Here is a 25,503-nt window from a genome sequence, read left to right on the forward strand (position 1 = left end):
TTATAAAAAAACCTTACAGGATTTCCCCTGTAAGGTTAATTGTTGACTGTATTCTATATTATAGACCGCCACGGCCATTACCTCTTGTGGAGCTTCCTGAACTACGGGTGGTTCCAGAGCCCCTACTTGAGCTGCTTGAACTTCGAATAGTTGAAGATCTCGTGGATGAGCTACTTCTTCTTGAAGTTGGGGTAGATGATCTATACGTCCTGTTGTTGCTTTGAGAAGAACGTTGATAGACCGGAGAACTGCTTCTGCTTCTATTTGGCTCGTAAGACCTTGAAGATTCAGTTCTGCGACTTGTTCTTGTATAAACTCTCTGCTCGGTATTGTTATTTGCAGAACTTCTTACCCTCGAAGTTCCGTAATCTGAAGAACGGGAATTTCTTATTTCTCTTATACTCCTTGAGTAAGAACTTCTGGCGGAAGTATTTCTGCGGGAATCACCATCACTATAATAAGGACTTGAATTTCTTCTTCCCTGGTTGTAAGCTATACGATCATTATAGCGATATGGGTAATGATGGTTGCCATAGTAATGACGGTAATACGGGCTATAATATCCTCCGTAATAAGGGTGGCCAAAACCAAAGCCTATGCTCCAGTAAGATCCATATCCATATCCATATGCTACAGGACCTCCCCAATATCCGTGACGCCAGTACGGTCCGTACCAGTATGGATTGTACCATGGGTCATACCAGCCACCATAATAGGAGTATGGATAACCATAGGCCCATCCATAACGCCATGGAGAATAAAATCCATCGTTATATATATTTATCGTATAGGTGTCCGGATCATCTCCCCACGGAGCATTTCCGCCAACATAAGCCACGTCACCTCCAACATCATTGTAATTTTCATAACCATCATTGGAAGTGTAGCTCTCTACGTCAGTAAATACATCGCTTTCCAATATCTCACCGTACATTTCTGACTGCTGAGCGAAAAGATTTTTATAGTAACTGTTATTATTATTTGGTCTGACCTCTGTGGTTTGTGGTTCTTCCTTTTCCCAGATACCTGGTCGGGACTCACCATAGATTCCGTCAGCTTCATAACCAGAATACTGGTAAGAACCACAGGAAACCATAGCGAAGAGAACCACCGGTATAAACAGGAGGTTCAGATTATTTCGTAAGTAATAATAAAATCTCATTGGTAATTCTTTTTATTGTTGGGCATGCTAAAAATAGTTAGTTTTGCCCGAACGGTTAGTACGAATACGTATTATAAGTTACAAGTTTTATGCCAAATAACAAGAAATGGGTAAGAATCTAACGAAGCGAAGCGACGATTATTCTAGGTGGTACAATGAGTTGGTAGTCAGGGCTGATCTGGCTGAAAACTCTGCTGTAAGAGGCTGTATGGTGATTAAGCCTTATGGGTTTGCTATCTGGGAAAAAATGCAGGCCGAACTGGACAGAATGTTCAAAGAAACTGGTCACGAAAATGCCTATTTTCCGTTATTCGTTCCTAAAAGTCTATTTGAGGCTGAAGAGAAGAATGCGGAAGGCTTTGCCAAGGAATGTGCTGTGGTAACTCATTATCGTCTGAAAAATGATCCCGATAAGGAGGGTAAGCTGATGGTAGACCCTGAGGCCAAGCTTGAAGAGGAACTTGTGGTAAGGCCTACTTCTGAAGCTATTATCTGGAATACTTATAAAAATTGGATTCAGTCGTACCGGGATCTTCCAATAAAGATAAACCAGTGGGCCAATGTGGTAAGATGGGAGATGAGGACCCGATTGTTCCTTAGAACTGCCGAATTTCTCTGGCAGGAAGGGCATACGGCGCATGCTACAAAAGAGGAGGCGATGCAGGAAACCGAACTTATGAATGATATCTATGCTGAATTTGCAGAAACATTCATGGCAATTCCTGTTGTAAAAGGGAGCAAGACCGAGAATGAACGTTTTGCAGGTGCTCTTGAAACTTATTGTATAGAGGCTCTGATGCAGGATGGTAAGGCTTTGCAGGCCGGAACCTCACATTTTCTAGGGCAAAATTTTGCCAAAGCTTTTGATGTGAAATTTGCTACTAAAGAAGGCGGCCTGGAACATGTTTGGGCTACTTCCTGGGGTGTTTCAACTCGATTGATGGGTGCTCTAATTATGACTCATAGCGACGATAATGGTTTGGTTTTGCCACCAAAATTGGCGCCAATACAGGTGGTTATCGTGCCTATCTACAAGGAAGAGGAGCAGTTGGCGCAGATTTCGGAAGTTGCCAATAAACTGGTTAACGATCTTAGAGCGGTTGGAATATCTGTGAAATATGATGACCGTGATACGCAGAAGCCTGGATGGAAATTTGCAGAATATGAACTGAAAGGTGTGCCGGTGAGATTAGCATTGGGTCCAAAAGATCTTGAAAAAGGAACGGTTGAGCTTGCAAGAAGAGATACTCTGACCAAGGAATTCGTAAAAAGGGAAGAAGTTGTGGGTAAAGTTCAGGGCTTGATGACCGAGATACAGGAAACTCTTTTTAACAAAGCAAAATCATTCAGGGACGAGCATATTACTGAAGTTGATTCTTTTGATGAATTTAAAAAAGTATTGAAAGAAAAAGGAGGTTTCATTTCAGCACATTGGGATGGGACTCCGGAGACTGAAAATAAGATAAAGGAACTTACCAAAGCTACCATAAGATGTATTCCTTTTAACAGGAAGGAAGAGGCGGGAGCCTGTGTGCTTACTGGGGAACCTTCCGAGGGAAGGGTCCTTTTTGCAAAGGCCTATTAAAAATTTTAAAAAATTTTGGTCAACATTTGCGGCATTGAAAAATAGTTGTATTTTTGCATCCGCATTTGAAACAAAAATGGTCCGTTCGTCTAGGGGTTAGGACGCCAGGTTTTCATCCTGGTAACAGGGGTTCGATTCCCCTACGGACTACGAAGAGAAACACTGAGAAAAAGTGTTCGTTTAAAGCAACAGTTTGAGTTGCATTTTGAAATAGATTATGGTCCGTTCGTCTAGGGGTTAGGACGCCAGGTTTTCATCCTGGTAACAGGGGTTCGATTCCCCTACGGACTACTTTTAAAGAACTTTTTAAATAACAATTGAAATGGCAAATCATAAGTCAGCGTTGAAGAGGATTCGTAGCAATGAGACTAAACGTCTAAGAAATCGCTACCAGCACAAAACTACAAGAAACGCGATCAAAAAATTGCGTGAAGCCGACAAGAAAGAGGCTGAGGGAATGTTGCCTTCTGTGATTTCTATGATCGACAAATTGGCTAAGAATAATATTATTCACGATAATAAAGCTGCTAACCTAAAGTCAAATTTGACTAAGCACGTCGCAGCACTTTAATTTTAGCAGTGTTCAATTTATAAAAGAATGCTTTCCGTTGAACGGAAGGCATTTTTTTGTTTCTAACCATATCAGAATACCGATACTCCCGTAAGGGTAGTAAATCTTTCCAGGGCTTTCATTCCCAGTTCAGAATTTCCCTTTTCATTTAAGATGGGACTCCATACGGCCACCGAATAGTTGTCGGGATGTATGGCTACAATTCCACCGCCAACACCACTTTTTCCTGGTAATCCAACCTGAAAGCTGAATTCTCCCGCTTCATCATAAAAACCGCAGGTTTGCATTAGAGCATTGATCCTTTTCACCGTCTTCGGTTTCAATATTTCTTCTCCGGTCTTTAGTATCTTTCCTTTATTGGCAAATATCATGAAAGCCTTTGCCAGGTCTTTACAGTTCATAGCAAGGGAACACTGGTAAAAATAGAAATCCACAATAGGTTCAACATCGCATTTAATATTGCCAAGGGCTTTAATGTAATTTACAAGGGCTACATTCCGGTAGCCAGTAGCTTTTTCAGAAGCCGCAACCTTTTCATCGTATTTAATGTCTGGCTCACCGGTTATCTTCCTTACAAAATCTAAAAGCTCCTGTTTTGGATCATTAAGTTGATCTACAAGAATGTCAGAGATCACCAGGGCGCCAGCATTAATAAAAGGATTTCTTGGGATGCCGTGCTCGTATTCCAGCTGGGTAAGGCTGTTGAAAGGGTCACCGGAGGGTTCCACCGAAACACGGTCCCAAAGATCTTCCCCCATCAATCTCATGGCCATGGCCAGGGTGAATACTTTGGAAATACTCTGTATGGAAAAATTCTCGTTGCTGTCGCCAAAGCAAAAGTGTTGCCGATCCCCGCAATACACATGCATTCCGAATTTTTTACGGTCTATTTTGGCCAGTTCAGGGATGTAAGAGGCAACCTTACCATTTACGTCCCTGTAACTCATTTCTTCATAAATGGTATTGAGAATTTTCTTATAGTCCATATTAATTCAAATCGCTTAGATCGGCTCCTGTTTCTAATTCGTAAGGTACTTTATCCTTTTTAAAAATTCTCGCCTGTAGCTCCCCTTTTAACGTAACTTTATTATCCTTTAATTCAAGCCAGCTACCCTCGCGCAGGCCGATGACCGGTTGCGAATTGAGACCATGAAATTCCTTTATCCTTGTCTCCCTTGTCTCTCCCTTGTGTTGGGAATCGGGATCGGGATCCAGGTAGTGTGGATTTATATTAAAAGGAATCAAGCCAAGGGTTTTAAAAGAGGGCGGGTACACGATAGGCATATCGTTGGTCGTTTGCATGCTTAAACCACCAATATTGGTGCCTGCGCTTGTTCCCATATAAGGAGTGCTATTCTGTACCACTTCCTTCAATACATTCATCACCTTATTCCTGTATAATTCCGAAACCAGAAGAAAGGTATTTCCGCCTCCTGTAAATATTCCTTTAGCATCCTTAACTGCCTGGGCATGATCTTTAAATTCATGAATTCCTTTTACTTTTATTCCGGCTTTTAAAAACGCTTCAGAAGCCTTTGCGGTATATTCCTCATGGCTTATACCTCCCGGTCTCGCATAGGGAATAAACAGTATTTCATCTATTCCTTTATAAAGTTCAGGAAGATGTGGGATCAAATATTCCAGGTAATCCTGTGCGTATAAGGTTGAAGTACTTGCAAGTATCGCGTGCATCATGATCTTTTTTGGTAAATTTATGGAAACCGCTGCGTAAAGGAAAGTCTGCAGTGTGTAAAGACGCGAAATCTTAAATTCTTTCGTTAGTAATATACCGATACCAACCCGATTCTATTGATTAAAGACCATTATCCCGGCTCGCTGCTTTTATGCTTTGTTTTCCTGTTCATCCACTTTTCTGTGGCTTCCCAGGAATTAAAGGTTCTTCAAGGCCATATTATTACAGATAGTATTCCGGCATCCAATATTCATATAGTTAACCTTAATCTTAAAGAGGGGACGACCAGTAATGAAACTGGGAGATTTTATATCCGTGTTCAGCCGAATGACAGTATTTTGTTTTCATCGGTTCAGTTTCAGAATAGAATAATCAGGGTTAAACAAGAACATTTTGATGTAGGTGAGATTCAAATCAGGTTGTTTTTAGCCACAAATGAACTTGACGAGGTAAGAATTAGCGACCTGAAACTAAGTGGTGTTCTGGATAAGGATGTTGCCAGAATTGACATTTTTGATCGTACGGAATTTGGTATTCCATATGCTAAAAAAGGCCTGACACAAACTGAAAGAAAATTATACACTGCCACCACATCGCCGGGAGGAATCCCTTTAGATCTTTTGTTGAATACTTTCAACGGGAAAATAAAAATGCTGAAAAAGGTCAAAGCCAATGATGAATTATCGGCATCTGTGAATAATGTTTTAGATAGGTTTGGAAGAGATTTTTTTGAGTCGGAACTTGAGATTCCTGGAACAGAGGTTGTAAATTTTCTGTTTTATTGTGCCGGGGACCGGAATTTCTCTATATTACTGGCTTCTGAAAGCAATCTGGAAATGATCGATCTTTTTAAATCTAAAGTAGAATCGTTCATGAAATGGCGGGGAATAAATTAGTAATATCATCTATTTAAAACTTTCTTAGTGAAATTATCTTTTAAACATCAATTGAAATTAGTTTCCAGTACTGTGTGTATTTTCTTATTCGGATTTCAATTAATGGCCCAGCAAACAACGGTACTGGAAGGAAAAGTGGAAGCCATGAATGGAGATCTGGAAAAGATCCATGTGATAAACTTAAATCTGGAAAAAGGTTCGGTAACGGATGCAGAAGGGAATTTTCAGATCATGGCCAGGGAAAATGACAGCCTGTATATCTCTTCAGTGCAATTCGAAAACAGCACCACAGTGGTTACACGGGAAATGATGGAAGCTGGAAATATTACCATAGTCCTTTATGATAAGATAAACGAACTGGCAGAAGTGATCGTTGACGATATTAAACTTTCAGGCTACCTGGCAAATGATATCGGAAAGATCTCAACAACAGAATTTGAACGCAAATATAAGCTCCAAACCGATCTTAATACGATCATTGCCAAAGACAGAGAACAGAATCCATATGTGAAACCTGTCGCAAATGGAGGAGTGCGTCTGGATAAGATTGCCGGTGCCGTGATCGATAAACTGGCGAATGATAAAAAGCCCGTTCCTTTCTATACTCCGCGGCAGATCGCTAATAAGAGCATACAGATCGTAGGTCATAGATTCTTCAGGGAAGATCTTGGACTGGCCGAAAATGAGATCTGTAATTTTGTTTATTTCTGTACTGAAGATGCTCCTCGTTTTAAAAATCTTGTGATCAACAGTAATGCTCTTGTTTTGATCGAATATTTTCAGGATAAGATAGACGAATTCAAAAAGAGAAGAGGCGAACTTCTGAATGGTAAAAACCAGATTCCCGGATAAATTCTTCAGAGAATTTTTAAACCTTTAGAAATTTTACAAGTCTAACGACCAATAATCGGCTTGTAAGCCTTCTTTGGTTTAATATTTGTTCCAAAGTATTAAAAATGAATATGAAAAAGACCCTTGCTCTTTTATTTGCTTTTATATTTTTAACATCTTTTTCAGCCGGCGAACACGAAACTTATCTAAGTGTGACCGAGGTGGAATATGACCGGGAAGATAAAGCCCTTCAGATTGTTGCTCGTGTATTTATTGATGATTTCGAGAATGTTCTAAGTAAACGCTATGGGCAGGCCATCAGTCTGTCTTATGAAAACGATCTGAAAACCCATAAGGATATTATGGCTCGTTATGTAAGCCAGAAGCTACAAATATCAGTAGATGGGAAATCTACAGAACTGGATTTTGTAGGAAGTAAATTTGATGCAGATCAGATCGTCCTTTTCATTGAAGCTCCAGAGGTGGAGGATTTCAAAAAGATAAGGGTTGAAAATCTCATCCTTACTGACCTTTTTGATGCACAAAAGAATATCGTACATGTAAAGAAAGACGATGTTATTGAAAGCATGCTGTTGATGAAAGCTAATGGGAGTAAAACCATATCTTTTTAAAAAGCCACTTTGTAGGCAGGAGAAAATATTTATTTTTAGCAATTCTTAAATTAAAACTATATAAATGAAGAGATTAAATTTGTTATGCTCTGTGTTCTTAATGTTCGTTTTTGCAGGCTTATCGGCCCAGGAAACTGAACAAAAGGAAACACGGCAGGAAGGACACACAAACCAAAACAAATTCAGGCAGATGTATATGGAGTTTGCCACTCCAAACCAATACCGAACCGCTTCGGGAGCACCCGGACCGGCCTACTACCAGAACGAAGCCGATTATAAGATGGATATAGTTCTGGATGATAAGAATTCAGTACTAACCGGAGAGGAAAGCATTACCTACCATAATAATTCTCCTCAGGATCTTGAGTATCTATGGGTTCAGTTAGATCAAAACATTCGTAAAAAGGATTCTCCATCTCTTCAAAAAGATGGCGATGGAATGGCACCTGTGGCTACACCAGGAGGTTTTGCAAGCCAGTACCTTGAAGAACCTTTTGATGGAGGCTTCAATATTAAGGAAGTTTCTAAAGAGGGATCTCCTTTAAAGTATACCATTCATCAAACCATGATGCGTATACATTTAGCTCAACCACTGAAATCTGGTGAGAGCTTTACCTTCGATATAAAATGGTCCTACAATATCAACAACCATGTGACCAACAGAGCGCGCTCAGGTTATGAATTCTTTCCTGAAGATGGGAATAAAGCTTACGTAATTGCCCAGTTCTTTCCAAGAATGGCCGTTTACAATGATGTGGAAGGATGGCAAAATATGCAATTCTGGGGCAGTGGAGAGTTTGCTTTACCATTTGGTGACTATGAGGTGAATATTACGGTTCCTGCAGACCATGTTATGGAAGCTACCGGGGAACTTCAGAACAGAAAAGACGTTTATACCAAAGAAATGATGAAGCGTTATGAAAAAGCGCAGAAATCTTTTGATGCTCCTGTTGTGATTAGAACTCAGGAAGAAGCTGAAGAAGCCGAAAAAGGTTTCTCTAATAAAACGAAAACGTGGAAGTATAAAGCTGAAATGGTTCGTGATTTTGCTTTTTCAACCTCAAGAAAATTCATTCTTGATATGATGGCTACCGATGTTATGGGTAAAAATGTAATGTCGGTCTCATTGTATCCAAAAGAAGGTAATCCTCTTTGGGAGCAGTGGTCAACCAGAGCTGTAGCCAGTACTTTAAAGAGTTACTCAAATCATACATTCCAGTATCCTTATCATAAAGCAGTTTCGGTTCATGCCAAGAACCAGGGGATGGAATATCCTATGATCTGCTGGAATTATGGTCGTCCAGACGAAAACGGGCAGTATAGTGATCGTGTGAAATTTGGGATGATCAGCGTTATCATTCATGAGGTCGGACACAATTTCTTCCCTATGATCGTTAACTCGGACGAACGCCAGTGGGGATGGATGGACGAAGGTATAAATACCTTTGTTCAGTATGTTGCGGAGCAGAAGTTTGGAGAAGAGTATCCTGAAGCAATCCGTCCTAACGACAAGTACCCTTCAAGAAGGGGAGAGCCTCATAAGATTGTTCCTTATATGAAGGGAAATCAGGAATATATTGCGCCTATCATGTCAAATCCTGAAGAGGTCTATCAGCTTGGGAATAATGCATACGGAAAACCGGCTACTGCACTTAATATTCTCAGGGAGACTGTAATGGGACGTGAATTATTTGATCATGCGTTCAAAACATATTCGCAAAGGTGGATGTTCAAACATCCAACTCCCGAGGATTTCTTCCGTACCATGGAAGATGCTTCCAGTGTGGACCTTGACTGGTTCTGGAGAGGCTGGTTCTATACTACAGATAATGTAGATATTGGAATTAAGGAAGTAAACAAATATTATGTAACCGATACTCCTACAGAAAAGGGAAGGGAATTCCTTAAACGTTACGGAGCATCACCGGAAGATATTGACGCTTTGTACGTGGTCTCAGAAGAGGATGAGGAATTTAGTGAAGATATGAAAGAAAAGTCTCTACTTGAAAATTCTCAGACCCTTCAGGCATATATAATGGATAACTTCAGCGAAGAGGAAAGAAAAAACCTTAAGGCTCCTAAATACTTTTATCAGGTTGTATTTGAAAAGCCAGGCGGACTCGTAATGCCTTTGATCATAGAGGTTACCTATGCTGATGGTACTTCAGAAAAGATCACGTATCCTGTTCAGATCTGGAGAAAGAACGACGCGGTAGTTAGCAAGGTGATTCCTTCTAATAAAGAGATTAAGAGTATTGTTGTAGATCCTGATCTGGAAACAGCCGATGTAGATGTGAATAACAACAGCTGGCCAAAGGCTGAAGATAAGAACGAATTTGAAGAGTTTAAGGATAACTCTGAAGACTAGTTAATAAGCAAGAATTATTTAAGCCGACTTTAACGAGTCGGCTTTTTTTATACTTAGATTTGTATTTATATTTGCGTGCTATGACAATGTTACCTTTATTCATTAGTGGAGCTGAAATTGCCTTTATCATGTTTATTCTGGTAATGGTATTTGGTGCTGATAAGATCCCGGAGATAGCTAAAGGCTTGGGGAAAGGGATGAAGGCTATTAGAAATGCCTCTAACGATATCAAGAATGAGATCCAGAAGAGTGCGGAGAAGCAGGGTATAGATACCGATTTCACTAAGGATGTTAGGGGCGAGATAGATAAGGTTAAGGAAGATATTGAAGAGATTACTGGTTCAGTTAAACGTAGACCCTAAGTGCTTAAGGAATGTGGGAACAAATCGAACAATGGGACAGGGAGTTGTTTGTATATCTCAATAATCTGGGGATAGAGCAATATGATTCATTCTGGATCTTTGTAACTAATCCCACCCATTGGTTACCTCTTTATTTTATATTCTTTCTATTTTTCTTTCTTGCTTTTCATTGGAAAAAAGCGGCCTTTTCAACCTTGTTTTTGCTTGCGGCCGTATTCACGACTTGGAGTTTTACTAATCTCGTAAAAGGGATAGCGTTAAGGTTAAGGCCTAATAATAATCCAGATCTTACCGATCTGATTAGGATTCTTCAGGAACCCACTAACTATAGTTTTTTTTCGGGTCATGCCTCCACATCATTCGTAGCGACCACCTTTGTAGTACTCGTTCTTACAAATAAGACAAAATGGATATATCTTGCTTATCTATGGCCCATTCTGTTTGTAATGAGCCGGATTTATGTAGGAGTGCACTATCCAGGGGATATCTTGGTGGGGATGATCGTAGGGATCATTTTCGCAATTATTTTCTACCAGCTCTATCTTAAGTCGGGCAGAAGGCTGTATTGATCAGATTATTTTACCCTGCTTAAGGTTAGTCCATCCCGTATTGGTAAAATTACCGTTTCTACCCTGGGGTCTTCGGCGATCATTTTATTATATTTTAATAGCGCCCGGGTAGATTCATCATCATCCTTTACCTCTTCAATAACTTTACCTGACCATAAAACATTGTCTGAAAGTATAAGGCCGCCGGGATTCATTTTTTCAATGATTATTTCAAAATATCTTGGATAGTTAGGCTTATCAGCGTCTATAAAAACAAGGTCGAACCTGGAGTCAATTGAAGGAATGATTTCGGTTGCATCTCCCAGGTATTGCTTTATCTGGTTTGAATATGCAGATCTATCGAAATATTTCTTCTGGAAATCATAAAGTTCCTCATTAACATCTATGGTGTGAAGGATCCCGTTACTGCACAGACCTTCAGCTAAACAAAGAGCCGAATATCCGGTATAAGTCCCTATTTCCAGGATGCTTTCCGGCATTTTGATCTTGGAAAGCATACTCAAAACCCTTCCCTGATAATGCCCGCTCAACATTCGGGGTTGCATCACCTTTTGGTTTGTCTCCCGGTTAAGTTTGGCCAGAAGCTCAGGTTCCTTCTGAGAATGCGCTACGATATATTCATCTATTTCCTCCGGTAAAAAATGCATTTGTTCAATTTTTTTACAAAATTAAAGATTTTATGCCTCGATTATTGATTATGTTGTTTAAAACGAAATCGTATTTTTACGAAAAATTGAAAAATATGCAATTTGAGAACTCCAGGGAATTCGCCAGGGATCTAGATAAACAGGATAAACTTGCCAAATATCGTGATGAATTCATTTTCCCAAAGGTAAAGGGGAAGGATGTGATCTATTTTGTAGGGAATTCTTTGGGACTTCAGCCAAAACGAGCCCGAAAGTATGTGGATGAGGTGATGAAGGATTGGGCAGAACTTGGAGTAGAAGGGCATTTTCATGCTGAAAAAGCCTGGTGGGATTACCATGAACGATTTTCAGAAAAACTTTCAAAAATAGTAGGGGCACAGCCTTCAGAAGTAACCGTGATGAATACGCTCACGGTCAATTTACATTTACTGATGGTTTCTTTTTACCGCCCCACGGAGAACCGCTATAAAATTATCTGTGAAGAAAAGGCCTTTCCCAGCGATCAGTATATGATCTCAAGTCAGGTTCGTTTTCATGGATATGATCCTTCCGAAGCTATTGTGGAGATCAAAAAAAGGGAGGGTGAGCAAAATTTCAGAACCGAAGATATACTGGCTAAGATAGAGGAAGTAGGTGAGGAGTGCGCCCTTGTTCTTATTGGAGGAGTGAATTATTATACCGGTCAGGTCTTTGATATGGAAAAGGTCACCAAAAAGGGTCATGAGGTTGGAGCATTCGTAGGTTGGGACCTGGCCCATGCTGCGGGAAATATCGAACTTAAATTAAGCGAATGGAATGTGGATTTTGCTGCCTGGTGCAGCTATAAGTATATGAATTCCGGCCCTGGAAATGCTTCCGGATGTTTTATCAATAAGAGATATCATAATAAAAAAGATATTCCCAGGTTCGAAGGCTGGTGGGGACATAATAAGGCAAGACGTTTTCTTATGGAACCTGAATTTCAGCCGGAACCCTCGGCTAACGCATGGCAGGTAAGTAATGCTCCTATTTTAGCTTTGGCTCCATATCTCGCTTCTTTAGAGATGTTTGATGAGGTGGGAATGCCTGCTCTCGTTGAGAAAAGGAATAAAATTGTCGCTTACCTTGAATTTATTCTGCATGAGATAGACAAGGAGGTGGAAAGTACTTTTGAAATAATAACTCCTGCCAATCAACGGGAAAGAGCCACGCAATTATCTGTCTTTCTGCACGGAGAAGGTAAAGAGCTGTTTAAATATTTAATGGACAACGGGGTGATAACCGACTGGCGGGAGCCGAATGTTATAAGACTTGCACCGGCGCCGTTCTACTGTTCTTTTGAAGATATGTATGAATTCGGACAGATACTTAAAAAAGGTATCCTTAAGCATTAACCCATCAATAAAATCTTTCAGTATGAGAACGGGAATATTCTCCTTCCTTTTTATTTTTTTAGTGGCAGGCAGTGCTCTTGCTCAAAAACCCAGGACAGATGTAGAACTGGATAGATCACTGGAACAATTAACAAGAGATTTTAACGGTACTGTGGGAGTGTATGTTTATAACCTTGAAACCAGGCAGGAAGCTGGGATTAACTCAGACAGTATTTTTCCGACCGCCAGTATTGTAAAAGTGCCTATTCTGGCTGGTTTATTCGACAAGATAGCCAAAGGTGAATTTACATTGAACGATACTTTGGTTTATGAAGCAAAGCGGGCTTATGGGGGGTCCGGATTAATGCAGTTCTACAAAGACAGCACAGTGACTGATTTACGTACTTTAGCCGCTCTCATGATCACATATAGTGATAATACCACGGCACTCTGGTGCCAGGAACTGGCCGGCGGTGGGGAAGATATCAATGAAGTCATGAAGGAACTTGGATTTAGATATACCCGGGTGAATTCCCGTACGAAAGGTCGTGAGGAAGACTGGAAAAAATATGGCTGGGGGCAAACCACACCAAGAGAAATGGCATCCCTGCTATTCAAAATTTATGACCGTCAGGTCGTAAATCCGGCCTCAAGTGATGAAATGTACAGGATGCTGACCAATTCTTTCTATACAGATTATGCACTTTCCCAAATTCCTCCGTATGTACAGACCGCTGCAAAGCAGGGAATGGTAGACAGGTCAAGATCGGAGCTGGTCATGGTAAATGCTCCTAATGGAGATTATGTTTTTTATATAGCTACTAAAGGGAATAAAGATAATTCCTGGGATTTTGATAATGAAGCCTGGAAATTGCATCGCAAAATTTCAGCTTTTCTCTGGAATTATTTTGAGCCGGATTCAGACTGGAAACCGGCGTCCGGATCTTCAGATCTGGTGAGAGGATTACGTTATTAGTTTGCTAAAAATAGTAGAGGGAATTTTTTCAAATTCCCTCTACTATTTATTCCGGATGTTAACTCTCAAATCTATTCTACCGAAATATCCGTAAAATACAGTTCAAAACTTCCATCTTTTGATTTATGCATGGTGGCGATCTTCATTCCTTTAAACTCTTTGTAATCTTCCCATGTAGAGGGAGATTCCCTTTGTCCGTTTGCAGATTTATAGACCCATTCCCGTATCATATAATCCTCGTCAAAATAAATATCATAACTGTCTCCGGGTGTGTAACCGCCTTCAGAAGGATAGCTAACCGTGAGCATTTGCATTTCTTTTTCGCTTATAGGTGCTTCACTGGTTTTTGGTTCACTAAACTCAGCATCAGACCATTTTAGCTGATACGGAAAAAGCAACCAGTATGAATCATTCACAAAACGGCGGTCAATGGATTTTTTGTCCTCCGCAAGGCTATCCTTTTTAGTATAGCTCATCGTGCTGTCTTTCTCGGTAAGGCTTATTTTATCGCTTTTTACGTTCCATGCCCATTTTCTTTCTGCCCGCAGAGTATCATTTACTTTTACGTTGAACGTGAAATTTATCTTTTCTATACTGTCAAAATTTTCAAATCCGCTGGCCATGGCTATTTTTTCATGGACTTCAGGCTCATGATCTTCATTTATTTCTTCTGTTTGTTTTTTTTGATTATTACAGGCACTTATTAAAACCAGTAATAGTAAGGGAAAGTACTTTTTCATGTTTATTTGGTGTTTAGTTGGAAATCATAATGCAGTTATGCTCATGCCACCATCGGCAATGATATTCTGACCGGTTATAAAAGAGGATTTTTCCATCGCTAAAAAGGAAATGATGGCAGAAATCTCTTCCGCCTCAGCAACTCTCTGAAGTGGAGTGCGGCCTAATATTTTTTTCATTTTTTCTTCCTGTTCAAGATAATCTTTAGTAAGTGGAGTTTTGGTGAACCATGGGGAAACCGCATTTACCCTTATCCCGTCTAAGGCCCATTCCACCGCCAGGCTCCTGGTTTGCTGAAGTAAGCCTGATTTTGACATGGCATAAGGAACGCCGGTGCCTACATCCTGGATAGCAGCCGAAGAGGCTACGTTTACAATTGAAGCTTTTCCGGTTTTCTTGAGAAAAGGATACAGAACCCTGCTTAGCTCAAAAGGCGAAATAAGGTTGATCTCAACGACTTTCCTGAATTCTTCTTCCGCGTAATCGTTTGCCTTTTTCCTTATGTTGATTCCAGCATTATGAACCAGAATGTTCAGTTCTTTCCAGTTTTCGGCAATCCATTCTTTTATTTTTACACGGTCTTCATTCTTTGATGAATCTGCCACTAGACCGGAAGCCTTAAATCCTTTATCTCTGAGCTCTTCCTCAAACTTCAATACATCATTTTCGCTTCGTGAAGTAAAAAGAACTTCGGCTCCCAGTTCAAGAAATTCAAGGACGGTAGCCCGCCCAATTCCTTTAGTTCCTCCGGTAATGAGTGCTTTCCTGTCGTTAAGATTCCACATAGAAATTTGATTAGCCGTACTAATTTAAGAAATAAAAAAACCCTTTGATCGCTCAAAGGGTTTTTGTTAATTCCAATTTCCTAAAGTCGTCTTCCGGTTAATAACTTATAAAGTACTAAAATAACCGCCAGAACTATCAGGATGTGAATAATGCTTCCCAGGTCGGGGAAGGCAAAGTATCCTACAAGCCATCCAATTATCAGTAAAACGATAATAAGCCAAATTAAATCTCTCATATCAGATTGATTTTAGAACACCCTATCAAAAGGCTGTTGTTGGTTAATATTAAATATTAGTCAGTTAAAATGTTGGTTAATTCTCATACTAATTTAGAGAATCACATCCCCCGTAACACCGCATTTAACCTTGATTTAACGTTAGCTGCTAAAAATCAGAAGGCTTGCTAATTATTTGGGCCGCTCTTTTTCTGATTTTTTCCATTTCTTCCGGATCCCGCTTATTCAGTAGGCTCATCATCATATTCATTCTTTGGTTCCCGCTAAATTCCTTCCGGTTCGTATCGAGAAAATTCCAGTATAGACTGTTAAAAGGACAGGCATTATCTTCGGTCTTCTTATTTACGTTATAATGGCAGTTCTTGCAATAATTACTCATTTTATTGATGTAATTGCCACTGGAAACATAGGGTTTAGTAGCCACAATTCCACCATCCGCAAACTGACTCATTCCGCGGGTATTTGTAATCTCTACCCATTCAATTGCGTCAATATAGATCCCCAGGTACCATTTGTCCACTTCATCAGGATGGGTTTGAGTTAGCAGCGCATAGTTTCCGGTGATCATCAATCTTTGAATATGATGCGCATAGGCGTTATCGAGACTGTGCTTTATTGAGTGATGCAGGCAATTCATTTTTGTGTTGGCGTTCCAGTAAAAAGGAGGAAGGTCATTCTGATTTCTTAATTTGTTGGATTTCCGGTAACCCGGCATTTCTTTCCAGTATATCCCTCTCATATATTCCCGCCAGCCCAAGATTTGCCTTACGAATCCCTCTACCTGGGAAATATCGATCTCGTCCTTATGGTCATAATAACAGCCTGCCACCGTATCGATCACTTCTTTTGGGCTTATCATCTTTGTATTCAGACTAAAGGAAAGCCTGGAATGGAACAGGTAGTCTTCATCAGTATGCATGGCGTCCTGAAAATCTCCAAAATGTCTCAGTAGATGCTTGCAGAAATAATTAAGGACCGAAAGAGAATCTTCCCGGGAAGTGGGCCAGTTAAAACTCTTTTGATTCACGCTTCCAATGGTTTTAATTCCTGCGGTTTCTATCTCCTGAAAGATCCCTGATACATCTTTTCTAAAACCTCTTTCATGTGGGATTTCAGGTTTTCCATTCCATTTCTTTCGGTTAGATTTATCAAAGTTCCATTTTTCGCCTTCCGGATCTTTTGAGCTGGCCATTAGGATATCATATTTTTTACGCATATCGCGGTAGAAATATTCCATGGTAAGCTGTTTCTTCCCTTTGAAGAATTTTTCAAGATCCCCTCTTTTGGTTAGAAAATGTTCGGTATCGAAGGCTTCGGTCTCAATGTTCAGCTTTTTGCAGAACGTTTTTAACTGTTCATCAAGACGGAATTCGTCTGGAAGCTGGTATTCCAATTTTTCAAACTTCTTTTCTGAAATCAGCTTTTTTAAATTCTTTTCCAGGTCCTGCTCATTGGCCTTATCGTTTATTTTAAAGTAAAGTACTTTATGGTTTCTTTCCTGAAGATATTTTGCAAAATTTCGCATCGCGGCAAAAAAACCTATGACCTTTTGAATATGGTGAACCACATAGTCGGTTTCCTGCCTCATTTCCATCATAATATAGGTTGTATCTTCAGGTGCTGATTGGAACCAGCTGTGCTGATGGTTGAGCTGATCTCCCAAAATGAGTCGAAGTGTTTTTAATGCTTTAGCCATAGGTTCTGATAATCATTATCTGGATCATACCTTTCTGCCTGGCTTCGAATATTAAACTTGCGGTCCCGGGGATCGTTACCAACTCCACTGTTATACATCCAGTTCCCCCAGTTGCTGTGTACATCATAATCTATGAGAAGACTTTCAAAGTAGGCAGCCCCAATACGCCAGTCCTGTTTTAGTACCTTAGCCCAGTAACTATTTACATTCTGCCGGCCACGATTGCTCATAAACCCAGTGGCGGCAATTTCCTTCATATTTGCATTTATAAAGGCCTCCGGGGTATTTCCATTTATCCAGTCATCTAATATTTTTTTATCCTTTTTCCACGGAAGGTCTTTATGGAGAATTCTGCCAATCTTAAAAATATCGTTCCCGTGTTTCAGCGACATATATTTGAAGAAATCCCGCCAGAAAAGTTCCAATATCAGCCAGTAGGTACTTTGGTTGCTCTTAACCTCTTTTTCAAATCTTTTTACTTCGTGATAAATGTACCTGGGAGAAATACATCCGTTTGCCAGCCAGGGTGACAGTTTTGAGCTGTAATCCTCACCTATGAGGCCGTTCCGGGTTTCTTTATAGCTTAACAGGTTCTGGTTTTTCCAGATATAATCACTTAACCTCCTTTTCGCCTGCTCCTCTCCACCTTTAAAAGGAAAGGCTGTTCTGGGATCGGTTTTGAAATCCTCGAATCCGAGATCAGTTAATTCAGGAATCGGAAGATCCTCCTGCAAGAGGTTGGAACGGTCTTTTCCCTGGGGCATGGGTATTAGATCTCTTACTTCAGCTTTCTTTTCAAGTGATTTTCGAAAATCAGTAAATACCTTCGGGATGTCTTTAAAGGAGCGGAAAGGAATGTCATCGGGATGAAAGAGAAATTGCTGAAAGAAGGAGTGGAATTTTACATTTTCGGCCTTTTTCCTTGCCATTTTTTCAACTTTAATCTCTTCTGAAGTCCATTCTTTCTGAAAATAGATATGAGAGATTCCATAATCAGAAATTAATTGCGGGATGGTATCTTCAGGTATGGCCTGAAATACCAGCAGGGATATATTCAGGCTTTGTAGATTCTTTTTAAGTTCCAGAAGGCTTTCGAGAAGAAATTTAGCCCTGTATTTACCAGTCTTTTTAAAACCAAAACCGGTTATTTCAAAGTGCCTTGGATCCAGAAAATAAACCGCTGTAAGCTCTTCATGATTATTGCATGCCGTGCTAAGGCATTGGTTGTCCAATGTGCGAAGGTCATTTCTAAACCATACCAGAGCCTTTCCCATTCGTTGCTAACTGGTTTCCTTGCTAAAGAAGGACTTTACTTCCTGTCCCGGCCGGGCGTAATGAAACCTGTCCAGTAATGCTGGCAGGGAATATCCATCCAGGCCGTTTACTGCAACGGTGCCCGCGTCATCCAGGCGCAACCAGCCATCAGGCATTTGAATACCTTCGTCAAAATAAATATGCTCAATAGAAGCTACTATCAATAAGGTGTCGTTTTCTTTTATTTTGTATTCATTAAGGTACTTACAGCCTAATTTTATTTCCGATTGTTTGACATAAGGAGCATAAAAGCCATCCAGATATTCTTCTTCCAGTCCAGTTTGATGGAATTCGGAAACATCTTCCTCATACTTGGCTGCTGTTTGATGCGCCTTTTCTATCATTTTCTCATGAATGTGATTTACAGTAAAGAATGAGGTTTCTTTTATATTATTATAAGTGTTGCGCGCTACACTAAGGGGCCGGGTTACAAAACCCAGCATTGCAGGCTCACTACCTATATGTGTAACTGAACTGAAGACCGCAACATTTGGGTTTCCCGATTTTGATTTGGTGGCGATAAGGTTGGCAGATTTATACCCGGTACAACTATTAATCAGATTCATCCGGTAGATCTTTTCCATTTCCTTAATGTCATTGGCGCTGATATGTTTCATAAAAAAAGGCCAGTTTTATTAGACTGACCTCAATTTAGAAATTGCTCGTTTAAAAGCCTGTTAACAGATTTTTAAATTAATCCTGATTTTCCATTTTATTAATAGACATCTCATAATCTTCCATCGCTTCCCGTATTGAATCAATATTATCTGAAGCTTTTTGATGGGCATCTTCCATGATCTTTTCCAGATCTTTATCGGGATGCTGAAATAAATCGGTGATCACATGATTTATCTTGTCTATGAGACTTTCCTGAGTGTTCTTGATATCCTCAAGTTTATTCAGTACCGATCGCATGTGATCTAATTTTGCCTGATCCATAATTATATGATTTTGTTGATACTAAGTTAATTTTTCATTCATCTCAATGGCAAATCCTTAACAGCTTTTATAACAGGTTTATTAAAATATTAGGATTTGTCTTCTTCATAAGGGGGGTAATCGGTGTAACCTTTGGCTCCCTGGGAGTAAAAGGTTTCTTCATCCCACTCGGCTAAAGGCCAGTTCTTTCTGAATCTTTCCGGGAGGTCGGGGTTGGAGACGAACAATCTTGCAAAAGAAACAAGATCGGCGTATCCCTCTTTAAGTATCTTATTGCCCTTTTCCTGTGTAAACCCTTTATTTGCCATTATTGTGCCTGTATAAATGGGCCTGTAATGTTTACACACTTCATCCAAGAGGTAATCTATCCCGCTTACATCGTTCATCGGTTCTGTTAAATGAACATAGGCAAGATCATAAGCATTCAGCTTATCGATCAGATAATCGAATATTGCGATACTTTCTTCGGTCGCCGTTATTCCAAAAGCTCCGTTTAATGAAGGATTAAAACGGCAGGCGATCCTGTTTTCCGGCCATATTTCACCTACAGCCTCCAGGACATCAAAAAAGAATCTGGCACGGTTTGGAATACTGCCCCCATAATCATCTGTCCTTAAATTTGATTTTTCATTAAAGAATTGATGAAAGAGATATCCGTTGGAGGAGTGTAATTCCACACCGTCAAATCCAGCTTTTTTAGCCATCTCAGCAGCATGGCGAAATTCCTGGATGGTTTCGTGGATCTCCTGGATGCTCATCTCTTTTGGTTCTGTAGTGGATTCGAATCCCTCATCGGTATAAACCTGAGTTTGTGGATTTACTGCACTCGGTGCAAGAGGCCTTTCCCCATCATGGAATTTGGGGTGGGAGAGACGGCCGCAATGCCACAATTGTATAAATATCTTTCCGTCTTTTTCGTGTACTGCTTCGGTTACTTTTTTCCATCCTGCCACCTGCTCGTCTGTATATATACCTGGAGTATGGATATACCCTACGGCACGGGCAGAGACCTGAGCTCCTTCAGTAATTATCAACCCTGCACCAGCTCTCTGGGAGTAGTATTTTATGTGAAGATCGGTTGGTGCGTTATGTTTGTTATCTGCCCTGTTCCGGGTCATCGGGGCCATGACAATCCTGTTCTTTAAAGGGAGATCGCCCATTGTATAAGGTTCGAGAAGGGGTTGGTTAGTCTGAGACATGATCCTCATTTTTCAGTTCGTACTATAAAATTACCAGTTATAAAGCTTTAGCTCTGTTAATTAAATGATAAATGCCCAAAAGGCTATACCCGGTTCATGGACTTCCAGGCAATGTGGTTTCATTTTAATTAAGTACTTTCGTATTTGAAATTTTTGAAATCCGATTGGCACCGCTTAAACCTCTGCCTAAAAATATTTTTCAAACCAGTACATGCAAACAAAAAAGAATGTAGCCATTGTAGGATCGGGACTTGTGGGCTCGTTGCTTGCCATTTACCTAAGGAAACAGGGCCATAGCGTGACAGTATTTGATCGCCGACCCGATGTGAGAAAAGTTGAATTTTCGGGGAGATCCATTAACCTTGCAATGTCTAATAGAGGATGGAAGGCATTAAGAGAAGCGGGGGTAGAAGATGAGATCAGAAAGCTGGCATTGCCCCTGGAGAAAAGAGCCATGCATGTAAAGGGAGAGCCTGTCTACTATCAGAAATATGGCGAGGAAGGTGAGGCTATTTATTCAATTTCACGGGGAGTCCTTAATCGGAAAATGATAGATCTGGCAGAAGAAGCAGGAGCCACATTCAAATTTGAGGAAAAAGTTTGGGAAGTAGATATGCCAACTGCTCGACTTTACACTGGAGAAACCGAAAAAAGTAACTGGGAAGAATATCAGTTCGACCTGATTTTTGGTGCCGATGGTGCTTTTTCCCGGGTACGTCATAAAATGCAACGGCAAAGCCGGTTCAATTATTCACAGCACTTTATAGATGTTGGATATAAGGAATTAACAATTCTCGCAAATAATGACGGTTCCCATAAGCTGGATAATTCTTCTTTTCACATCTGGCCACGAGGTAATTTCATGCTTATTGCCATGCCTAATCTGGACGGAACATTTACCTGCACCTTGTTTCTGCCCTTTGAAGGAGAGGTTTCTTTTGAGAGTATCACCACAGAGCAGGATGCGGATGTTTTCTTTGAAACGCATTTTCCTGATATAAAGGACGAAATATCCAATTTAAAGAAAGACTTTTTTAAGAATCCTACTAGTGCGATGGTGACCATAAAATGTTTCCCCTGGTCTTATTTTGATAAGATAACCCTGGTGGGTGATTCGGCTCATGCGATCGTTCCTTTTTATGGTCAGGGAATGAATGCCGGCTTTGAGGATATTTCTGTACTTAATAAAAAAATGAATAAATATGGGGATGACTGGCAGCAGATCTTCGAAGAATATCAGACCGAAAGAAAGCCAAATTCCGATGCAATTGCCGAACTGAGTTACAGGAATTTTATGGAGATGAGCAGTAAGACAGCCGATCCTAAGTTTCTGCTTCGAAAGAAAATTGAAAAGAAATTTGCCCAGGCTCATCCAGATCTTTGGTCTCCTTTGTATTCCAGGGTTACTTTTTCAGACAAGGCCTATTCCGAGGCTCTGCAAATCGGAGATTACCAACGAGCAATAATGGATGAGGTGATGGAGATCCCGAATATTGAAGAAAAATGGGATTCCAAAGAGGTGGAAGAGAAGATCATCAGCCTGATTAAAAATAAAACAAGCCGCTGATTGTCAGTTTTTATTAATGAGCGTCTTCCTTCAGGATATCCGGAAATTTGGCTTTGAATCTGTTTAGTCTCGGTATTGAAACCTTTTGTATATAGGGATTGTTAGGATTGTTCTTCTCATAATCCTGATGATAATCTTCAGCTTTCCAGAATTTTTGAAAGGGTAAAATCTCCGCGGCAATAGGCTTATCATAATTTTTGGCCACTGCGGTTTTTACATCTTCAATGATCTTCTTCTGCTCTGCATTCTGATAAAAAATGATTGACCGATATTGAGATCCGCGATCCGGTCCCTGTCCGTTTACCTGGGTTGGGTCCTGTGATCCAAAATATACTTCTACAAGAGTTCTAAAACTAACTACTTCGGGATCATAGATCACTTCAACTGCTTCGGCATGCCCCGTTTTTCCTGTATTGCTGGATTCATAGGTGGGGTTTTTAGTATGACCGCCCGAATAGCCCGAAACAGCCTCTTCAACTCCTTCTATACTTTCATAAATAGCCTCTACGCACCAGAAACAGCCGCTCGCAAAGTAAGCTTTATGCAAACCATTCTGAGCAGGGACTTCAATAGGTTCTGCATTTGCTATTTCCGGTTTTGTAACGGTATTTTTTTTTGTTTGATCTCCGCAAGCCAGGATTACCAGGCTAATAAGGTTAATTAATAAGATCTTCATTCTATTTTCTCTTATAAGTTCCTTCAAGTGTTTTCTTTCCATACAGAGCATAATCAATAGCGATCTCGCCATTAATGGTAAATCCTTTCCAGTCCAGATCAAAACCATTGGCAGAAGGACTTAAAACCGCGATGGGAGTATTTTTTTCGAACTTATCCCAGGGGAGGTCTGAATCTCCCGTTTTTGATGATTTGCCGGAATAGTATATATCTATATTGTTCCCGTTTTGTTCGAAGCGTCCGTTTATATATAATTTATCTTTTGAAAGGCACAGCTCTGAGGTGCCGGTCATAGTTACTTCAATGCAGAAACAACTGCAATTCCAGTCTTCGGGATGATCATTCCTGATATAGGTTCCGGAAAGACTCTTGCTGCTGGTTTCATCGGTTTTTTCACTCGAATCAGTAGTGTCCGGATCTGGAGTGGTCTCCATTTGATCTATCGGTGCATAGTCTGGCGATTCCGGATTTTCATTATCTCTATCTATGGATTCTGTTTGATTTGTCTCTGAATCTATATCTTGTTCGTTGTTGTTTTTGCACGAAAACAAACATATGATCATGCAAAAAAGGATTAGTTTAGTTCTCATCTTTAACGAATTGGGTTAGTTAAAGGTAGCTTTTTATAGACCGATAAATGTGAAATACATGTTAATCCCAAATGAGTAGTATTGAGTTGGGATCAGGACATAAAAAAACTGCCTGAAAAACTTTTACTTCAGATCCCGATGATCTTACTGTTATTCTTCAGGCAGTTTGTATGATAAATTTAAAAAGCCTAGAACTTCTTAAACATACTTGACATTTTTTCCTGTTCTTCTTTTGCAAGTTCCTCATCTACAAGAATTCTACCGCTATGTTCATCGGTAATGATCTTCTTGCGACCTGCGATCTCCATAATCACCTGTGGAGGAATGGTAAAGAAGGAACCTCCAGATGCACCACGTTCTACAGGAACTACTGCAAGACCATTCTTTACATTACTTCTTATTCTTTTATAAGCGGTAACCAGTCTTTCCTCGATGTTCTTTTCGTACTCCTTGGATTTCTCAATAAGAGCCTGCTCTTCCTTTTCGGTTTCCTTTAAGATCTCGTCAAGTTCACCTTTTTTATGTTTAAGGTGTGCTTCTCTTTCAGAAAGCTTTTCTTTGGTTTGAGCAATGACCTCTTTCTTCTGCTCGATCTTTGCCTTATACTCTTTGATATGCTTTTCAGAAAGTTCTATCTCAAGCTCCTGGAACTCTATTTCCTTGCTCAGAGCGTTGAATTCCCTGTTGTTACGAACATTTTTCTGCTGATCAGAATATTTTTTAATCGTAGACTTAGACTCCTCAATCTGGTTCTTCTTGTTCTTGATGTCATTTTCAATGACTTCTATATCGGCATCCAGTTTTTCCAGGCGTCTGTTTAAACCTGCTACTTCATCTTCCAGATCTTCAACTTCAAGGGGAAGCTCACCACGTACGTTTCTAATTTCATCGATTCTCGAATCTACCAACTGAAGATCGTACAGTGATCTTAACTTCTCTTCTACAGTAACATCGTTTTTTTTCGCCATATTATAAATAGTTGATTGGATTGGTGTTTGTATCTGCTAAAATAAGTGCAAAACTACTAATTTTTTTGCTAAGAAAAGAATATAGTAAATTTTTTGTAAACTGCTCGCTTTCATAGTGTCCAATGTCGGCTAACACGAGCTTTTCCCCGGCTTTATAAAAATCGTGATATTTAAGATCTGCCGTAATAAATATATCGGCACCGGCAGCTATCGCATTATCTATTGCAAAAGCACCGCTGCCACCCAGCACGGCAACCTTTTTTACCGGTTTATGCAATAGTTTTGAATGTCTTATGCATCCGCAGCCAAAAACTTCCTTTACATTTTTCAGGAAATCTTTTTCATCGATTGCTTCCTCCAGTTCCCCCACCATTCCCATACCTAGATGTTGATTTTTGTTCTCCAGGCTATGGATCTCATATGCAACTTCTTCATAGGGATGAGATGTAAAAAGATTTTTAAGGATTCTTGCTTCCAGATGCACAGGATATGTTATCCCTATCTGTACTTCTTCTTCAAAGTGAACCTCACCCTTTTCTCCAATCACGGGATTCGACTCCTCATTACCTTTAAAAGAACCTTTTCCAGTTGTATTGAAACTGCAATTATCATAATTGCCGATGCTTCCGCCACCGGCATCAAATAAAGCCTTTCTTACTTCGTCAGCGTTTTTTATCGGAACAAATGTGGTGAGTTTTTTTATGGAATCTTTTCGTGGAATGAGGATTTGCCTGTTCTTTAAGCCAAGCTTTTCAGAAATCATATCATTTACTCCCTTATACTGGTTGTCCAGAGCAGTGTGAATGGCGTAGATGGCGATATCATTTTTAATGGCTTTTAATACTGTCCTTTCAACATAATTCTTACCGGTGAGCTTTTTTAAACCTGAAAAGATAATAGGATGAAAACTGATAATAAGGTTACAGTCTTTTTTGATGGCTTCATCTACGGTCGCTTCCAGGGTGTCCAGAGTAATCAGAGCCCCAGTGACATGAGCAGATTTATCGCCCACCAGCAGCCCTACATTGTCAAAATCTTCGGCATAGCTTAAAGGTGCAAAATCTTCTATAAGATCAATTACTTCCTGTATGGTCATAATTTAATATTTTAGCTTTTGTTTTAAGGCTGAAGAACAAGTGAAAATTGTAGAAA

27 protein-coding genes and 2 tRNA genes are annotated in these 25,503 nt (G+C 40.0%); 13 read left to right on the forward strand and 16 right to left on the reverse strand.

Features of this window, described 5'->3' with window-relative positions; translation table 11 throughout:
• Nucleotides 1-58 precede the first annotated feature (58 nt).
• Nucleotides 59-1,162, reverse strand: a complete 1,104-nt coding sequence (locus EZJ28_RS11180) for a hypothetical protein (RefSeq protein WP_131397859.1) — start codon at nucleotides 1,160-1,162, stop codon at nucleotides 59-61.
• A 106-nt stretch (nucleotides 1,163-1,268) separates the two neighbouring features.
• On the opposite strand from EZJ28_RS11180, the gene proS reads away from it, so the two are divergent.
• The 4 genes from proS to rpsT all read left to right on the forward strand — a co-directional run bounded on the left by proS (nucleotide 1,269) and on the right by rpsT (nucleotide 3,318).
• A complete protein-coding gene (gene proS, locus EZJ28_RS11185) occupies nucleotides 1,269-2,747 on the forward strand; it encodes a proline--tRNA ligase (protein ID WP_131397861.1) in 1,479 nt (492 codons plus the stop codon).
• Nucleotides 2,748-2,825: 78 nt separating this feature from the next.
• Nucleotides 2,826-2,897, forward strand: a tRNA-Glu gene (locus EZJ28_RS11190).
• Nucleotides 2,898-2,966: 69 nt separating this feature from the next.
• Nucleotides 2,967-3,038, forward strand: a tRNA-Glu gene (locus EZJ28_RS11195).
• Nucleotides 3,039-3,069: 31 nt separating this feature from the next.
• Nucleotides 3,070-3,318, forward strand: coding sequence for a 30S ribosomal protein S20 (gene rpsT / locus EZJ28_RS11200; RefSeq protein WP_131397863.1), 249 nt, complete (start codon nucleotides 3,070-3,072; stop codon nucleotides 3,316-3,318).
• A gap of 71 nt (nucleotides 3,319-3,389) precedes the next feature.
• Here the strand turns inward: rpsT and EZJ28_RS11205 are convergent, their stop codons facing one another.
• A complete protein-coding gene (locus EZJ28_RS11205; protein ID WP_131397865.1) occupies nucleotides 3,390-4,304 on the reverse strand; it encodes a glutaminase in 915 nt (304 codons plus the stop codon).
• A gap of 1 nt (nucleotide 4,305) precedes the next feature.
• Nucleotides 4,306-5,013: a dipeptidase PepE gene (gene pepE, locus EZJ28_RS11210; RefSeq protein ID WP_131397867.1), complete on the reverse strand. Its 708-nt coding sequence runs from the start codon at nucleotides 5,011-5,013 to the stop codon at nucleotides 4,306-4,308.
• Between the two features lie 114 nt (nucleotides 5,014-5,127).
• Between pepE and EZJ28_RS11215 the strand changes: the two genes are divergently transcribed.
• From EZJ28_RS11215 to EZJ28_RS11240, 6 genes are all read left to right on the forward strand, one after another.
• Nucleotides 5,128-5,907 carry a hypothetical protein gene (locus EZJ28_RS11215; RefSeq protein ID WP_131397869.1) on the forward strand — a complete coding sequence of 260 codons (780 nt, stop codon included), beginning with the start codon at nucleotides 5,128-5,130 and terminating at the stop codon, nucleotides 5,905-5,907.
• Between the two features lie 27 nt (nucleotides 5,908-5,934).
• Nucleotides 5,935-6,759, forward strand: a complete 825-nt coding sequence (locus EZJ28_RS11220; RefSeq protein WP_131397871.1) for a carboxypeptidase-like regulatory domain-containing protein — start codon at nucleotides 5,935-5,937, stop codon at nucleotides 6,757-6,759.
• A 110-nt stretch (nucleotides 6,760-6,869) separates the two neighbouring features.
• The gene (locus EZJ28_RS11225; RefSeq protein ID WP_131397873.1) at nucleotides 6,870-7,370 is read left to right on the forward strand and encodes a DUF6702 family protein; all 501 of its coding nucleotides are present in this window, start codon (nucleotides 6,870-6,872) and stop codon (nucleotides 7,368-7,370) included.
• Between the two features lie 64 nt (nucleotides 7,371-7,434).
• Complete coding sequence (locus EZJ28_RS11230; protein WP_131397875.1) at nucleotides 7,435-9,738, forward strand: M1 family metallopeptidase; 2,304 nt, start codon at nucleotides 7,435-7,437, stop codon at nucleotides 9,736-9,738.
• An 80-nt stretch (nucleotides 9,739-9,818) separates the two neighbouring features.
• Nucleotides 9,819-10,100 (forward strand): twin-arginine translocase TatA/TatE family subunit, encoded by a 282-nt coding sequence (locus EZJ28_RS11235; protein WP_131397877.1) that lies wholly within the window; start codon nucleotides 9,819-9,821, stop codon nucleotides 10,098-10,100.
• An 11-nt stretch (nucleotides 10,101-10,111) separates the two neighbouring features.
• Entirely contained in the window at nucleotides 10,112-10,669 is a 558-nt protein-coding gene (locus EZJ28_RS11240; RefSeq protein WP_131397879.1) for a phosphatase PAP2 family protein, read from the forward strand.
• 5 nt (nucleotides 10,670-10,674) lie between these two features.
• On the opposite strand, the gene EZJ28_RS11245 is transcribed toward EZJ28_RS11240, so the two are convergent.
• The gene (locus EZJ28_RS11245; protein ID WP_131397881.1) at nucleotides 10,675-11,316 is read right to left on the reverse strand and encodes an O-methyltransferase; all 642 of its coding nucleotides are present in this window, start codon (nucleotides 11,314-11,316) and stop codon (nucleotides 10,675-10,677) included.
• Between the two features lie 95 nt (nucleotides 11,317-11,411).
• Here EZJ28_RS11245 and kynU point away from each other — a divergent pair, with 95 nt between their 5' ends.
• Nucleotides 11,412-12,689 (forward strand): kynureninase, encoded by a 1,278-nt coding sequence (kynU, locus tag EZJ28_RS11250; RefSeq protein ID WP_131397883.1) that lies wholly within the window; start codon nucleotides 11,412-11,414, stop codon nucleotides 12,687-12,689.
• A gap of 22 nt (nucleotides 12,690-12,711) precedes the next feature.
• Entirely contained in the window at nucleotides 12,712-13,644 is a 933-nt protein-coding gene (locus EZJ28_RS11255; RefSeq protein WP_131397885.1) for a serine hydrolase, read from the forward strand.
• Nucleotides 13,645-13,715: 71 nt separating this feature from the next.
• Here the strand turns inward: EZJ28_RS11255 and EZJ28_RS11260 are convergent, their stop codons facing one another.
• The 8 genes from EZJ28_RS11260 to EZJ28_RS11295 form a co-directional block, all read right to left on the reverse strand.
• Nucleotides 13,716-14,384 (reverse strand): hypothetical protein, encoded by a 669-nt coding sequence (locus EZJ28_RS11260; protein WP_131397887.1) that lies wholly within the window; start codon nucleotides 14,382-14,384, stop codon nucleotides 13,716-13,718.
• Between the two features lie 24 nt (nucleotides 14,385-14,408).
• Nucleotides 14,409-15,167, reverse strand: coding sequence for an SDR family oxidoreductase (locus EZJ28_RS11265; RefSeq protein WP_131397889.1), 759 nt, complete (start codon nucleotides 15,165-15,167; stop codon nucleotides 14,409-14,411).
• A gap of 80 nt (nucleotides 15,168-15,247) precedes the next feature.
• A complete protein-coding gene (locus tag EZJ28_RS11270) occupies nucleotides 15,248-15,403 on the reverse strand; it encodes a lmo0937 family membrane protein (RefSeq protein WP_131397891.1) in 156 nt (51 codons plus the stop codon).
• 148 nt (nucleotides 15,404-15,551) lie between these two features.
• Nucleotides 15,552-17,099, reverse strand: coding sequence for a cryptochrome/photolyase family protein (locus EZJ28_RS11275; RefSeq protein WP_131397893.1), 1,548 nt, complete (start codon nucleotides 17,097-17,099; stop codon nucleotides 15,552-15,554).
• Nucleotides 17,084-18,373: a DASH family cryptochrome gene (locus tag EZJ28_RS11280; protein ID WP_131397894.1), complete on the reverse strand. Its 1,290-nt coding sequence runs from the start codon at nucleotides 18,371-18,373 to the stop codon at nucleotides 17,084-17,086. Before EZJ28_RS11280 ends, EZJ28_RS11275 begins: the two co-directional genes overlap by 16 nt.
• Before the next feature lie 6 nt (nucleotides 18,374-18,379).
• On the reverse strand, nucleotides 18,380-19,030 hold the full coding sequence (locus EZJ28_RS11285) for a flavin reductase family protein (protein ID WP_131397896.1): 651 nt from the start codon (nucleotides 19,028-19,030) through the stop codon (nucleotides 18,380-18,382).
• A 76-nt stretch (nucleotides 19,031-19,106) separates the two neighbouring features.
• Nucleotides 19,107-19,352: a hypothetical protein gene (locus EZJ28_RS11290; RefSeq protein WP_131397898.1), complete on the reverse strand. Its 246-nt coding sequence runs from the start codon at nucleotides 19,350-19,352 to the stop codon at nucleotides 19,107-19,109.
• Nucleotides 19,353-19,441: 89 nt separating this feature from the next.
• Nucleotides 19,442-20,551, reverse strand: coding sequence for an alkene reductase (locus EZJ28_RS11295; RefSeq protein WP_131397900.1), 1,110 nt, complete (start codon nucleotides 20,549-20,551; stop codon nucleotides 19,442-19,444).
• 211 nt (nucleotides 20,552-20,762) lie between these two features.
• Between EZJ28_RS11295 and EZJ28_RS11300 the strand changes: the two genes are divergently transcribed.
• Nucleotides 20,763-22,118, forward strand: coding sequence for an NAD(P)/FAD-dependent oxidoreductase (locus tag EZJ28_RS11300; RefSeq protein ID WP_131397902.1), 1,356 nt, complete (start codon nucleotides 20,763-20,765; stop codon nucleotides 22,116-22,118).
• Between the two features lie 13 nt (nucleotides 22,119-22,131).
• On the opposite strand, the gene msrA is transcribed toward EZJ28_RS11300, so the two are convergent.
• The 4 genes from msrA to EZJ28_RS11320 form a co-directional block, all read right to left on the reverse strand.
• Nucleotides 22,132-22,794 carry a peptide-methionine (S)-S-oxide reductase MsrA gene (gene msrA / locus EZJ28_RS11305; RefSeq protein ID WP_131397904.1) on the reverse strand — a complete coding sequence of 221 codons (663 nt, stop codon included), beginning with the start codon at nucleotides 22,792-22,794 and terminating at the stop codon, nucleotides 22,132-22,134.
• Between the two features lies 1 nt (nucleotide 22,795).
• Nucleotides 22,796-23,383: a hypothetical protein gene (locus EZJ28_RS11310; protein ID WP_131397906.1), complete on the reverse strand. Its 588-nt coding sequence runs from the start codon at nucleotides 23,381-23,383 to the stop codon at nucleotides 22,796-22,798.
• A gap of 188 nt (nucleotides 23,384-23,571) precedes the next feature.
• Nucleotides 23,572-24,351, reverse strand: coding sequence for a zinc ribbon domain-containing protein (locus EZJ28_RS11315; protein WP_131397908.1), 780 nt, complete (start codon nucleotides 24,349-24,351; stop codon nucleotides 23,572-23,574).
• A 1-nt stretch (nucleotide 24,352) separates the two neighbouring features.
• Nucleotides 24,353-25,447 carry a Nif3-like dinuclear metal center hexameric protein gene (locus EZJ28_RS11320; protein WP_131397910.1) on the reverse strand — a complete coding sequence of 365 codons (1,095 nt, stop codon included), beginning with the start codon at nucleotides 25,445-25,447 and terminating at the stop codon, nucleotides 24,353-24,355.
• Nucleotides 25,448-25,503 lie beyond the last annotated feature (56 nt).

This window comes from Gramella sp. KN1008 (assembly GCF_004332155.1).
In the GTDB taxonomy this organism is placed as follows: domain Bacteria; phylum Bacteroidota; class Bacteroidia; order Flavobacteriales; family Flavobacteriaceae; genus Christiangramia.